Origin of the sequence: Nocardia jiangsuensis, from assembly GCF_042650385.1 — a bacterium.
Lineage (GTDB): Bacteria > Actinomycetota > Actinomycetes > Mycobacteriales > Mycobacteriaceae > Nocardia > Nocardia jiangsuensis.
The window spans coordinates 274,188-287,064 of the sequence record NZ_JBHSAX010000017.1 but is presented as its reverse complement, the minus strand read 5'-3'; the positions used below and the strand labels follow the sequence as shown (position 1 = coordinate 287,064).

Here is a 12,877-nt window from a genome sequence, read left to right as displayed (position 1 = left end):
GAAGGTCACCGAGTAGACATCGCAGGACTGGCGAACGAGGGAGCACCGGTGAGCACCGAACACGAATATCGGCCGGTCTACCAGACCAGCCTGGTGGATCCCGCGGAGTTCTGGGCGGCGGCCGCCGAGCACGTCGAGTGGGAGGTCCCGCCCGGCAAGATCGTCGAGCCCGCGCACCGGCCGGTGGCCGAGTGGTTCCCGGACGCCACGATGAACACCTCGGTCAACGCCCTCGACCGGCACATCGCGGCCGGCCGCGGCGATCTACCCGCCTTGATCCACGTCTCCTCGATGGCCAAGCCCGGCGAGCTGGTCACCGGCACGCTCACCTTCTCCGAGTTGCTCGACCGGGTGGCGCGCTTCGCCGGCGCCATGACCGGGCTCGGCGTGCGAGCGGGCGATCGTGTCGTGATCTATCTGCCGATGATCCCGGAAGCCGTGGTCGCCATGCTCGCCTGCGCCCGGATCGGCGCGGTGCACTCGGTGGTGTTCGGCGGCTTCGCGGCGCCGGAGCTGGCGGCGCGGATCTCCGACGCCGAGCCGGTGCTGATCCTCACCGCCTCCGGCGGGCTGGAGCCGAGCCGGAACATCGACTACCTGCCGATCGTGCAGCAAGCGCTGGAGCTGGCCGGGTCGAAGGCCACCGTGATCGTCAAGCAGCGGCCGCAGTGGGGGCCGGCCAGGGATTTCGCCGAGTCGGGCGGGCGCTGGCTGGACTGGGCGGAGACGGTGCGCGACGCGCCCGCCGCCGATCCGGTGCCGGTCGCGGCGAGCGATCCGCTCTATGTCCTCTACACCTCGGGCACCACCGGCAAGCCGAAGGGCGTGGTGCGGGACAACGGCGGGCACGCCGTCGCGCTCACCTGGTCCATGCGCAATATCTATGACGTCGGTCCCGGGCAGGTCATGTGGGCGGCTTCGGACGTGGGCTGGGTTGTCGGCCACTCCTACATCGTCTATGCCCCGCTGCTGGTCGGCGCGACCACGCTGATGTACGAGGGCAAGCCGGTCGGCACGCCGGACGCCGGGGTCTTCTGGCGGATCGTGCAGGAGCAGAAGGTGCGGGTGCTGTTCACCGCGCCGACCGCGCTGCGGGCCATCCGCCGCGCCGACCCGGACGCCGCGCTGGCGCACCGCGCCGACCTCTCCGGGCTGCGGGCGCTCTTCTGCGCCGGGGAGCGACTGGACCCGGCCACCTATGAATGGGCCGCCGACGTGCTGCTCGCCGAGCATCCGGAGTGCCCGGTGGTCGACCACTGGTGGCAGACCGAGACCGGGTGGCCGATCTGCGCCAACCCGCTCGGGCTGCAGCAGCTGCCGATCAAGCCGGGGTCGGCCAGTGTGCCGGTGCCCGGCTTCCGGATCCGGGTACTGGACGCCGAGGGCAATCCGGTGGCCGCGGGCACCGAGGGCAATATCGTCATCGGTCTCCCGCTGCCGCCCGGCACGCTGACCGGGCTGTGGAACGACGACGAGCGCTTCGACCGCAGCTACACCGCCGCCTTCCCCGGGCACTACCTGACCGGCGACTCCGGCTACTTCGACGAGGACGGCTACCTGTTCGTGCTCGGCCGCAGCGACGACGTCATCAACATGGCCGGGCACCGGCTCTCCGCGGGCAGCATCGAGGCCGCGGTGGCCGGGCACGCGGCGGTGGCGGAGTGCGCGGTGGTCGGGGTGCCGGACGAGCTCAAGGGGCACCGGCCGCTGGCCTACGTGGTGCTCAAGGCCGGGGTCGAGGTGGCGCCGGAGGAGCTGAAGGCCGAGCTGATCGCGCGGGTGCGCGAGCAGATCGGGGCCATCGCCGCGCTGCACGACGTGGTCGTGGTGACGGCGCTGCCCAAGACCAGGTCCGGGAAGATCCTGCGGCGCACGATCCGGCAGATCACCGCCGGTGCGGAGGTGGAGATGCCTGCCACCATCGAGGACCCGGCGGTGCTCACCGCGTTCGAGGACCGGGTGCGGCTCACCCGGCCCACGGGCGCGTAGCGCCAACTTTACGATCTCGCGACTTTTCGTCCTCACAGTTTCCTCAGAGACGCTTCATGGGCATGCCAGTTCACGGCAATACCCTTCGGGTGATCGCCGCTCGCGAGGGCGGCGCACCCCCGATGATCTGGAGCTACACATGACGTCATTCCGCAGTCGCCCCATCGTCGCCACCCTCGCCGCGAGCGGTATCGCCGCCGTCGGCGTGCTGTTCTCGTCGGGCGTCGCCTCGGCGGCTCCGCTGGATCAGCTGGCCGAGCCGCTGCTGCGCTCCGACTGCAGCTTCGCCCAGGTGGACGCCGCGCTGCACGACCAGGCCCCGGAACTCGCCGCCCTGATCGACTCCTACCCGGCACAGAAGGCCGAGCTGGCCGAGCGCTTCGACGTCCCCGTCGAGCAGCGCCGCGCCGAACTGCAGCGCGCCATCCAGGAGAACCCGGAGGCCGCCCAGCAGGCGCAGAACGACCCCCGCACCCAGCAGCTGGCCGGCGTCCTCCAGCGCGTGGCCGACACCTGCGAGCAGTACTGACAGACAGCGGCGGCCGGGTCCACGTGGACCCGGCCGTTCTGCTGTCCGTGGAGAATGGACCCATGACCTCCCCGACCGTGCTCGTGGTGGACGACGACGAAGATGTGCTCGCCTCGGTGGAGCGCGGCCTCCGCCTCTCCGGCTTCCAGGTCCTGGTAGCCAGGGACGGCGCGGTGGCGCTGCGCAGCGTGAGCGAGCACACCCCGGACGCCATCGTGCTGGATATGAACATGCCGGTGCTGGACGGCGCGGGGGTGGTGACGGCGCTGCGGGCGATGGGCAACGAGGTACCGATCTGCGTGCTGAGCGCCCGCGCCTCGGTGGACGACCGGATCTCCGGCCTGGAATCCGGCGCCGACGACTACCTGGTCAAGCCGTTCGTGCTGGCCGAGCTGGTGGCCAGGATCCGCGCGCTGCTGCGCCGCCGCACCGACCCGGTGGTCCCCTCCGCGCCGGGCGCGATCACGATCGGGCCGCTGGAGGTGGATGTCGCGGGGTACCGCGCGCTGCTGCACGGCGAGGAGGTCGAGCTGACCAAGCGGGAGTTCGAGCTGCTCTCCACCCTGGCCAGGAACACCGGCGTGGTGCTGAGCCGGGAGCGGCTGCTGGAGCTGGTGTGGGGCTACGACTTCGTGGCCGACACCAACGTGGTCGACGTCTTCGTCGGCTACCTGCGCCGCAAGCTGGAGGCCGACGGCACGCCGCGGCTGCTGCACACCATTCGCGGCGTCGGCTTCGTGCTGCGCCCGCCCCGGTGAGCCGCTCCTTCTCGCTGCGCACCCGGGTGGCAGGCTCGGCCGCCGCGGGCGCGATCGTGGTGGTGACCCTGATCAGCCTGATCAGCCTGCGCGCCATCGAGCGCAACAACCTGCAGCAGATCGATCAGCAGCTCGGCATCGCCTCCCGGATCATCCTGATCGAGCCGGTGGTGGCGGTGAACTTCCTCGGGCTGATCGGGCTCGGCGCCGATCTCTCGGTGACCGTGCGGGACGGCGGCAGCGTCACCGCGGCCAGCCCGCCGCAACTGCCGGAGCTACCGCTCGGCTCGCGCACCGAGGAGCTCGGCGGGGTGCCCTACCGGGTGCTGACCACCTCGTCCAGCCAGCCGAGCGGCCGGGTGGTCTCGATCGGCATCCCGGCCGCCGACGCCGCCGAGCTGACCGCGCAGCAACAGCGCTGGGTGCTCGGCGGCGCACTGCTGGCCATCGCGGCGGCGGCGGCGCTCGGCTGGCTGCTCGCCGGAGCGGCGGTCCGGCCGATCACCCGGCTCACCCGGCAGGTCAGCGCCCGCAGCGCCTTCCCCGACCCGGATGCCGCGCACCCGGTGGCAGCGGCCGGGGTGCACGAGGCGGAGAAGCTGGCCGAGGCGGTGAACACCATGCTGGAGCGGGTGGACCGGGCGCAGGCCGAGACCGCCGCCGCGCTGGAGACGGCGCGCGATTTCGCCGCCGTCGCCGCGCACGAGCTGCGCACCCCGCTCACCGCCATGCGCACCGACCTGGAGGTGCTGCGCACCCTCGACCTGGACGAGGCGCAGCGCGCGGAGATCCTGGCCGACCTGCAGCGCGGCCAGACCAGGGTGGAGACCACGCTGGCCGCGCTGGAGCGGCTGGCCACCGGCGACCTGGTGCAGGACCGCGACCACGTCGCCACCGACGTGGCCGAGCTCTGCGACCAGGCCGCGCACGATGCCATGCGGCACTTCCCCGGGCTGACGGTCCGCATCGAGACCGATGCCGAGCTGGTCACCACCGGGCTGCCCGCCGGGCTCCGGCTGGCGGTGGACAACGCGCTGGCCAACTCGGTGCGGCACGGTGGCGCCACCGAGGCACTGGTGGCGGCGCACCGGCGGGCGGACGGGCACATCGTGCTCACCGTCGACGACAACGGCAGCGGGCTGCCGGAGGCGGAGCGCGGGCAGGTGTTCGCCCGCTTCTTCCGGGGCAGCGCGGCGGGCAAGGGCGGCTCCGGGCTGGGGCTGGCGCTGGTGGCCCAGCAGGCCCGATTGCACCGCGGGCGCGCGTATTTCGACGACGGCACGCTGGGCGGAGTGCGGCTGGTGCTGGACCTGCCGCCGCGCGAACCTCACTGAACTCTCAGAGTTTCCCCGCGGTGCCGCCAGATTCGGTGGCTACGGTCGGGGTCCGTGAAGCTCTCCCACCTCCCCCTGCTGCTCACCGGTGTCCTGCTGGCGGGCGCCGCCATCGCCTGCGCCGGACCGGATTCCGCGCCGACCGGGATCGCGCTGGTGAACGCCGATACCGGGCCGACCGGGGCGAAGATCGCGCAGCAGCTCGGGCAGGACGGGGGCGGGTACAGCTGGACCGCGCTCGCCCCGGGCGAGGTGGACGCGGGCGCGTTCGCCGCGGTGGTCACGCTGCCCGCCGATCTCACCGACGCCATGGGCACGCTGGCCACCGATCGACCGCACCGGGCCACGCTGAACGTGCGCGCGCACCCCGACGCCGACGCCGGATTCGTGGACGGCGCCGTCGATCTGGTGACGCACCGGATCGGCGCGGCCGGGGTGGACGCGGCGCTGGCCGCCACCGCGAACGCGCGCAGCCGGATGACCGGGGTGCAGTTCACCGCGCAGCTGCTCAACGCCGGGGTGAACGCGGCGGCGACCGGAGCCGAGCAGTTCAGCGGTGGTGCGGAGCAGTTGCTCGGATTCCTGGACTTCGCGAAAACCGGTGCGGCATCGCTCACCTCGGCCGTCGCGCTGCTCGACGAGACGATCGACGGAGCGGCGGCCCAGGCCGATCAGCTGGCCGGTGCGCTGGACGCCACCGGCGTCACGATCGCGCAGGTGGAGCACACCGCGACCACCGTCGGCACCGGGCTCGACCAGGTCCTCCCGCTGCTCCGGGCGCTCCCCTTCGCGGACGACCCCGCGCTGGCCGAGATCATCGCGAAGCTGGAGGGGCTGCGCGGCATCGCCGCCCAGGCCGGAACCCAGCTCACCGGCCTCGGTGCGCTCGTCGGCGGCGCGGTGCACCCCGACACCGACCTCGGCACCCTCCTCCGCACCGTCGTCACCCGGCTCCGCGAGGCCGGCGCGCAACTGGGCCAGGGCGCCGAGCTGGCCGAGGACCTCCCCCGCCTCGCCGAGCAGGGCGGCGCCCAGCTCCTCGACGCCATCGCCCAGCTCACCGCCGGAATCACCCAGCTCCGCACCGTGGTCGGCAACCTCGACGACCAGACCGGCGCCGCGGTGGCGGCCCTCCCCCAGCGCGCCGCCGCCCAGCAATCCGCCATCGCCCTCGCCCTCACCGACCCCGTCGAGGTGATCCGCGACTGACTCCCACCCCCCTGAAACGGCAATGGGCCCGCCACTTCGGTGGCGGGCCCATTGCCGGGCGAACTCAGTTCGCGTTCAGCAGATCGATCACGAAGACCAGCGTCTTACCGGACAACTGATGCCCGCCACCGGCCCGGCCGTACGCCAGCTCCGGCGGAATGGTCAGCTGCCGCCGCCCACCGACCTTCATCCCCGGAATCCCGTCCTGCCACCCCTGGATCAGCCCGCGCAGCGGAAACGTGATCGACTCCCCACGCCCCCAGGAGGAGTCGAACTCCTCACCGGAATCGAACTCGACGCCGACGTAGTGCACTTCCACGGTCCCACCGGGCACAGCTTCCTGCCCGGACCCCTCGATGATGTCCTTGATCACGAGTTCGGTGGGCGCAGGGCCGGCCTGGAATTCGATCTCCGGCTTGGTCATTCGCTATCCCCTTCGATAGTTGTCAGCGGGTGGTGATGTCGTTGTAGTCGCGGGCGCCGTACCCGGTGTAGATCTGCCGCGGGCGGCCGATCTTCAGCGGCTCGCTGTGCATCTCGCGCCAGTGCGCGATCCAGCCCGGCAGCCTGCCCATGGCGAAGAGCACGGTGAACATGCGGGTCGGGAAGCCCATCGCCTTGTAGACGACGCCGGTGTAGAAGTCGACGTTCGGGTACAGCTTGCGCTCGACGAAGTAGTCGTCGGTGAGCGCCGCCTCTTCCAGCGCCTGCGCGATGTCGAAGAGCTCGTCGCCGCCGCTGATCTTGCTCAGGATGCGGTCGGCGTGCTTCTTGGCGAGCGCGGCGCGCGGGTCGTAGTTGCGGTAGACGCGGTGCCCGAAGCCCATGAGCTTCACGCCGTCTTCCTTGTTCTTGACCTTGCGGATGAACTCGTTGACGTCGCCGCCGGACTGCTTGATGCCGTCCAGCATCTCCAGCACGGCCTGGTTGGCGCCGCCGTGCAGCGGGCCCCAGAGCGCGTTGATGCCGCCGGAGACCGAGGTGAACAGGTTGGCGTCGGAGGAGCCGACCAGCCGCACCGTCGAGGTGGAGCAGTTCTGCTCGTGGTCGGCGTGCAGGATGAGCAGCATGTCCAGTGCGGCGGCGACCTCGGGGTCGACCTCGTACGGCTCGGCCGGGAAGCCGAAGGTCATCCGGAGGAAGTTCTCGACCAGCGAGAGCGAGTTGTCCGGGTAGAGGAACGGCTGGCCGACGGACTTCTTGTACGAGTACGCGGCGATGGTGGGCAGCTTGGCCAGCAGCCGGATGGTGGAGAGCTCGACCTGCTCGGGGTCGCGCGGGTCCAGCGAGTCCTGGTAGTAGGCCGAGAGCGCGTTGACCGCCGAGGAGAGCACCGGCATCGGGTGCGCGTTGCGCGGGAAGCCGTCGAAGAAGCGCTTGAGATCCTCGTGCAGCAGGGTGTGCCTGCGGATCTTGTCGGTGAAGTCGTCCAGCTGGGCCTGCGTCGGCAGCTCACCGTAGATGAGCAGGTAGCTGACCTCGATGAAGTTCGAGGTCTCGGCCAGCTGCTCGATCGGGTACCCGCGGTAGCGCAGAATGCCCTCCGCGCCGTCGATGTAGGTGATCGCCGACTTGGTCGGCGCGGTGTTCATGAAACCGGGGTCGTAGGTGACATACCCGGTGCTGGCCAGCAGCTTTCCCAGATCGATGCCGTCGTTGCCCTCGGCGGCCGGGGTGACCGTCATGGGGAAGTGACCGCCGGGGTACTCGAGTACCGGCTTGGCGTCGTTGTCGACCTTGGAGTTGTTCTCAACGGGCACGGCAGGATCCCTCTCAGGCTAGGACCGTCGGCATCGGAGTGCGCCTCGGCACGTCGGTGCGATCACCTAGACGCTAGTCGCACTCCGCCGACAACGGCGCACGAGGGTGCCCGGGCACCCGACCTCACAATCCGCGGATCGTCACGTGAGGGTTTCCGGCTCAGCCCGTGGCGGGTACCTGCGCGGACCGGGTGATCCGATAGCGGAGGAAGGCGGGGAAGGCGACCGCGGCGAGCACTGTCGCGAGGACGACGAGAACACCGCCGCCCGCTGCCGCAACAGCGGTACCCAGGGAGGCCGCGGCGAAACCGTGGGCAACGTCACCGATCCGCGGCCCACCGGCCACGACCACGATGAACACCCCCTGCAGCCGCCCGCGCATCTCATCGGTGGCCACCGTCAGCAACATCGCGGTGCGCAGTGCGGCGGAGACCATGTCGACCGCGCCGCCGAAGGCGAGGAAGCCGAGCGCGATCCAGAGCCAGACGCCGAGCCCGAACACGTGCCCGGCGAACCCGACGGCGAGCCCGAAGCCGAGCATGGCGACGCCCCACAGCAGGATGCAGACGATCACCGCGAGCCCCTGCCGCTGGATCCGCGGTATCCAGCCGGAGAAGACCCCGCCGAGCACCGCGCCCGCGGAGAGCGCGGCGAAGAGCAGCCCGAGCGCGACCCCGCCGGAGGCCGGATCGCCGAAGGTCTCGTGCGCGATCTGCGGGAAGAGCGCGCGCGGCATGCCGAACACCATGGCGATGATGTCGACGACGAACGAGGCGAGCAGCACCTTCTGCCCCGCCAGGTAGCCGAAACCCTCGAGCACCGTGCGGAATCCGGCGCTGCGCACCGCCCCGGTCGGCGGGATGGCGGGCAGCCGCCAGACCGCCCAGAGCGTGGCGAGCAGCGCGACGGCGTCGATCAGATAGAGCGTGGCGAGCCCGACCACCGGGATGAACATGCCTGCCAGCACCGGCCCCGCGATGGCGCCGGTCTGCATGACGGTCATGTTCAGCGAGCTGGCCGCGGCCATCTGCTCGGGCGGGAGCAGCCGGGAGATGGCGGCGTTGCGGGTCGGCTGGTTGACCGCGAAGAAGGCCTGCTGCACCGCGAAGAGCAGCAGCACCACCCAGACGTTGCCAAGCCCGGCGGCGGCCTGCGCCCAGAAGGCGAGCGCGGTCAGCCCGGTACCGGCGGTGGTGATCAGCAGCAGCAGCCGCCGATCCATGACGTCGGCCAGCGCACCGCCCCACAGCCCGAACACCACCAGCGGGACCAGCCCGAAGAGCCCGGCCAGCCCGACGTAGCCGGAGCTGCCGGTGATCTCGAAGATCTGCTGCGGAACGGCGACGACAGAGAGCTGCGCGCCGATCACGGTGACCACGTTCGAACTCCAGAGCCGCCGGTAGGCCGGAGTGCGCAGCGGAGTGGTGTCGGCGAGCAGTCTCACCGAGCAGAGCTTAAAGGTAGGACGATTACGGTTGCAGCCGGGCGACCTGCGGCTCCGCGCCGAGCCGGACCACGATCCGATTGTGCAGCCTGCCCCGCCTGCCCTGCCAGAACTCGACCTCGTCCGGGCGCAGCCGGAAGCCACCCCAGAACGGCGGGAGCGGGACGTCCTCGGTGTCGGCGAAGCGGGCGGTGACCTCGGCGAGCCTGGCATCCAGCTCGGCGCGCGACGCGATCGGCTCCGACTGCGCCGAGGCCCAGGCGCCGAGCCGGGAATCGCGCGGCCGGGACCGCCAGTACGCATCGGTGACCTCCGGCGCCACCCGCTCGACCGGGCCGCGCAGGTGCACCTGCCGCGACACCGGCTGCCAGAGGAAGGTCGCCGCGGCGAACGGCACCGCGGCGAGCTGCGTGCCCTTCGCCGATTCGTAGTTGGTATAGAAGTCGATCCCCGCCGGGGAGAGCCCCTTGCACAGCACGGTGCGGGCGACCGGGCGCGGCGTGCCGTCCACCGCGCGCACGGTGGCGAGCACCATGGCGTTGGGGTCGACCGCGCCGGCCGCGCGGGCCTCGTCGATCCAGCGCCGGAGCAGCGGGGCCCAGCCGTCGGCGACCCAGGTCTCGTCCAGGTCACCGGCACCGTCGGCCTGGGAGGCGGCGTATTCGACTCGCATGGCGGCGAGTTCGTCGACATTCTGCTGGTCGGACATGGGTCAGACGTTACTCCGCGGTAGCCGGGGGCTAAGGTGCTGCTGATCCGTCTGTGCTCGGCGCGTCACCCGTCGCCGGCCTGCGACCCGAAGTGCAAGGAGAGTCACACCATGACTACCAGCCCCGCGGTACCCAGCGACTTCGTGAGTGGCCTCGAGGGCGTCGTCGCCTTCACCACCGACATCGCGGAACCGGACAAGGACGGCGGCGCGCTGCGCTACCGCGGCGTCGACATCGAGGACCTGGTCGGTGGCCGGGTGACCTTCGGTGACGTGTGGGCACTGCTGGTCGACGGGGAGTTCGGGCGCGGGTTGCCGCCCGCCGAGCCGTTCCCGCTCCCGGTGCACACCGGTGACGTCCGGGTCGACGTGCAGGCGGGGCTGGCCATGCTCGCCCCGATCTGGGGCTACCAGCCGCTGCTCGACATCGAGGACGAGACCGCGCGGGACAACCTGGCGCGCGCCTCGGTGATGGCGCTCTCCTACGTCGCGCAGTCCGCGCGCGGGATCTACCAGCCCGCGGTGCCGCAGAAGCTGATCGACCAGTGCACCACCGTCACCGAGCGGTTCATGACCCGCTGGAAGGGCGACCCGGACCCGAAGCACACGGAGGCGATCGACGCCTACTGGGTCTCCGCCGCCGAACACGGCATGAACGCCTCCACCTTCACCGCCAGGGTGATCGCCTCCACCGGCGCCGACGTGGCCGCCGCGCTGTCCGGCGCGATCGGCGCCATGTCCGGGCCGCTGCACGGCGGCGCTCCGGCCCGCGTCCTCCCGATGATCGAGGAGGTCGAGCGGAGCGGCGACGCGCGGGCGCTGGTCAAGGGCATCCTGGACCGCAAGGAGAAGCTGATGGGCTTCGGCCACCGGGTGTACCGGGCCGAGGACCCGCGCGCCCGCGTGCTGCGCGCCACCGCGCAGCGGCTCGCCGCCCCGCGCTACGAGGTGGCGGCCGCGCTGGAGCAGGCCGCGCTCGCCGAGCTGCGCGAGCGCCGCCCGGACCGCGCCATCGAGACCAACGTCGAATTCTGGGCCGCGGTCATCCTGGACTTCGCCGAGGTGCCCGCGCACATGATGCCGGCCATGTTCACCTGCGGCCGGACCGCGGGCTGGTGCGCGCACGTGCTGGAGCAGAAGCAGCTGGGCAAGCTGGTGCGCCCGGCCGCCATCTACACCGGCCCCGACCCGAGGCAGCCCGCCGACGTCCCCGGCTGGAGCACCATCCAGCACCGCTGAGCCGCCGGCGGCCTCACCCCTCGTCGAGCGAGGCCGCCCAGTCCACCGCGACCGATGCGCCGCGGTCGACCTCGAAGAAGCCGACCTGGAGCCGGGCCCCGAGGTCGACCGCGCCGATCGCGGCCAGCGGCACCGGCGTCACCAGCCGGACGCACCACGGCTTCGGCTCGTCCCAGGCGATGAGCTCCAGATCGAGCCGGAGCACCGGGTCGTCCCGGCCCGCGTAGTCGGCGGCGACCGGGGTCGCGGAGAGCACCGTCGCCTCGGCGCGGCGGCCGTCGGAGAGGATCCTGGCCTGCCCGACCCGCCCGGATTCGGCGGGGTCGGGGACGAAGAGCACCAGCCGCTCCCGGTCGCCGGGGTCGACCCGGCAGCCGACCACGTCGCCCGGGCTCATCCAGTGCAGGTCGGTGTCGGACACCCACTGGCGAATCCGCACCTCGTAGCTCTGCTCCCCCTCGATCGCCACCCGCACCCAGAACACGTGGCCGGGTTCGCCGCGCCGCGGCCGCACCCCGAGCACCGTCGCGGTGCCGCGCACGCCGCGGTGGCGCAGCTCGGTGCGGGCCGCCTCCGGGAGCGGCCCCACCGGTAGCCCGAACGCCCCCGTACGCCGCCCGCGCACCCGCCACCCCGAATTCGCCGACCACGCTGTCATGGCGGTCAGATTAGCCGGAGTGTGGTTCCGGACACAGCGGTACCACCGTCTACCCTGTTGCCCATGACCTCTGCGTTCCCGACTATTCCCGACGATCTCAAACCCGCCGACGGTCGCTTCGGATGCGGTCCGTCCAAGGTGCGGCCCGAGCAGCTGCGCAACCTGGTCGAGGTCGGCGGTTCGGTATTCGGAACCTCGCACCGGCAGCAGCCGGTCAAGAACGTGGTGGCCAGGGTGCGCTCCGGCCTGCGCGAGCTCTTCGCCCTGCCGGAGGGGTACGAGGTGGTGCTCGGCAACGGCGGCACCACCGCCTTCTGGGACGCCGCCGCCTTCGGCCTGATCCGCGAGCGCTCGCTGCACCTGAGCAACGGCGAGTTCTCCAGCAAATTCGCGGCGGTCGCCAAGGGCAACCCGTTCATCGGCGACCCGATCGTGGTGAAGTCGGAGCCGGGCAGCGCGCCGGAGCCCACCGCCGACCCCGAGGCCGACCTGATCGGCTGGGCGCACAACGAGACCTCGACCGGTGTCGCCATCCCGGTCAGCCGCCCGGCGGGCTCCGAGCACGCGCTGGTCGCCATCGACGCCACCTCGGGCGCGGGCGGCCTCCCGGTGAACACCGCGGACGCCGACGTCTACTACTTCGCCCCGCAGAAGTGCTTCGCCGCGGACGGCGGGCTCTGGGTCGCGCTGATGAGCCCGGCCGCGCTGCAGCGGGTCTCCGAGATCAAGGAGAGCGGCCGCTGGACCCCCGAATTCCTCTCGCTGCCGATCGCGATCGACAACAGCGTCAAGGACCAGACCTACAACACCCCCGCGGTCGGCACGCTGCTGCTCTTCGCCGATCAGATCGAATGGCTGAACAGCAACGGCGGCCTGGACTGGGCCGTCAAGCGCACCCTCGACTCCTCCTCGCGGCTCTACTCCTGGGCCGAGTCGAGTGAATTCGCGACCCCGTTCGTCACCGATCCCGCGCACCGCTCGCAGGTGGTCGGCACCGTCGATTTCGCCGAATCGGTGGACGCCGCGCAGGTCGCGAAAATTCTGCGCGCCAATGGCATCGTCGACACCGAGCCGTACCGCAAGCTCGGCCGCAACCAGCTGCGCGTCGGCATGTTCCCCGCCATCGATCCGGAGGACGTCACCCAGCTCACGAAGAGCATCGACTGGGTTGTTCAACAGCTCGGCTGAGTGCGGCGAACTGAGCAGATTATCGGGGGGCGGGAATCTTCGTCCAGGTTTCCGCCCCGC

The 12,877-nt window shown here is 71.5% G+C and carries 12 protein-coding genes; 7 read left to right on the top strand and 5 right to left on the bottom strand.

Going from position 1 to position 12,877, the window contains the following annotated elements; all coding sequences use genetic code 11:
* Positions 1-27: 27 nt before the first annotated feature.
* The 5 genes from ACFO0B_RS20830 (at position 28) to ACFO0B_RS20810 (ending at position 5,819) form a co-directional block, all read left to right on the top strand.
* Positions 28-1,989: an AMP-binding protein gene (locus ACFO0B_RS20830; protein ID WP_378614572.1), complete on the top strand. Its 1,962-nt coding sequence runs from the start codon at positions 28-30 to the stop codon at positions 1,987-1,989.
* 139 nt (positions 1,990-2,128) lie between these two features.
* Positions 2,129-2,518 carry a hemophore-related protein gene (locus ACFO0B_RS20825; RefSeq protein ID WP_378614193.1) on the top strand — a complete coding sequence of 130 codons (390 nt, stop codon included), beginning with the start codon at positions 2,129-2,131 and terminating at the stop codon, positions 2,516-2,518.
* A 62-nt stretch (positions 2,519-2,580) separates the two neighbouring features.
* Positions 2,581-3,276, top strand: a complete 696-nt coding sequence (locus ACFO0B_RS20820; protein ID WP_378614192.1) for a response regulator transcription factor — start codon at positions 2,581-2,583, stop codon at positions 3,274-3,276.
* Positions 3,273-4,610 carry a sensor histidine kinase gene (locus ACFO0B_RS20815; protein ID WP_378614191.1) on the top strand — a complete coding sequence of 446 codons (1,338 nt, stop codon included), beginning with the start codon at positions 3,273-3,275 and terminating at the stop codon, positions 4,608-4,610. The genes ACFO0B_RS20820 and ACFO0B_RS20815 overlap by 4 nt, the downstream gene beginning before the upstream one ends.
* A 54-nt stretch (positions 4,611-4,664) precedes the next feature.
* Positions 4,665-5,819, top strand: coding sequence for a hypothetical protein (locus ACFO0B_RS20810; RefSeq protein WP_378614189.1), 1,155 nt, complete (start codon positions 4,665-4,667; stop codon positions 5,817-5,819).
* Between the two features lie 64 nt (positions 5,820-5,883).
* Here the strand turns inward: ACFO0B_RS20810 and ACFO0B_RS20805 are convergent, their stop codons facing one another.
* From ACFO0B_RS20805 to pdxH, 4 genes are all read right to left on the bottom strand, one after another.
* A complete protein-coding gene (locus ACFO0B_RS20805; RefSeq protein WP_233015897.1) occupies positions 5,884-6,243 on the bottom strand; it encodes an FKBP-type peptidyl-prolyl cis-trans isomerase in 360 nt (119 codons plus the stop codon).
* Between the two features lie 22 nt (positions 6,244-6,265).
* Positions 6,266-7,579, bottom strand: a complete 1,314-nt coding sequence (locus ACFO0B_RS20800; protein ID WP_378614187.1) for a citrate synthase — start codon at positions 7,577-7,579, stop codon at positions 6,266-6,268.
* A 160-nt stretch (positions 7,580-7,739) separates the two neighbouring features.
* Positions 7,740-9,023: an MFS transporter gene (locus ACFO0B_RS20795; protein WP_378614186.1), complete on the bottom strand. Its 1,284-nt coding sequence runs from the start codon at positions 9,021-9,023 to the stop codon at positions 7,740-7,742.
* Positions 9,024-9,048: 25 nt separating this feature from the next.
* Positions 9,049-9,732 carry a pyridoxamine 5'-phosphate oxidase gene (gene pdxH / locus ACFO0B_RS20790; RefSeq protein ID WP_378614185.1) on the bottom strand — a complete coding sequence of 228 codons (684 nt, stop codon included), beginning with the start codon at positions 9,730-9,732 and terminating at the stop codon, positions 9,049-9,051.
* A 111-nt stretch (positions 9,733-9,843) separates the two neighbouring features.
* On the opposite strand from pdxH, the gene ACFO0B_RS20785 reads away from it, so the two are divergent.
* Positions 9,844-10,971: a citrate synthase 2 gene (locus ACFO0B_RS20785; RefSeq protein WP_378614184.1), complete on the top strand. Its 1,128-nt coding sequence runs from the start codon at positions 9,844-9,846 to the stop codon at positions 10,969-10,971.
* 13 nt (positions 10,972-10,984) lie between these two features.
* Here ACFO0B_RS20785 and ACFO0B_RS20780 read toward each other — a convergent pair whose 3' ends face one another.
* On the bottom strand, positions 10,985-11,629 hold the full coding sequence (locus ACFO0B_RS20780; protein ID WP_378614183.1) for a hypothetical protein: 645 nt from the start codon (positions 11,627-11,629) through the stop codon (positions 10,985-10,987).
* Positions 11,630-11,692: 63 nt separating this feature from the next.
* Between ACFO0B_RS20780 and serC the strand changes: the two genes are divergently transcribed.
* Positions 11,693-12,817 carry a phosphoserine transaminase gene (serC, locus tag ACFO0B_RS20775; protein ID WP_378614181.1) on the top strand — a complete coding sequence of 375 codons (1,125 nt, stop codon included), beginning with the start codon at positions 11,693-11,695 and terminating at the stop codon, positions 12,815-12,817.
* Positions 12,818-12,877: the final 60 nt, after the last annotated feature.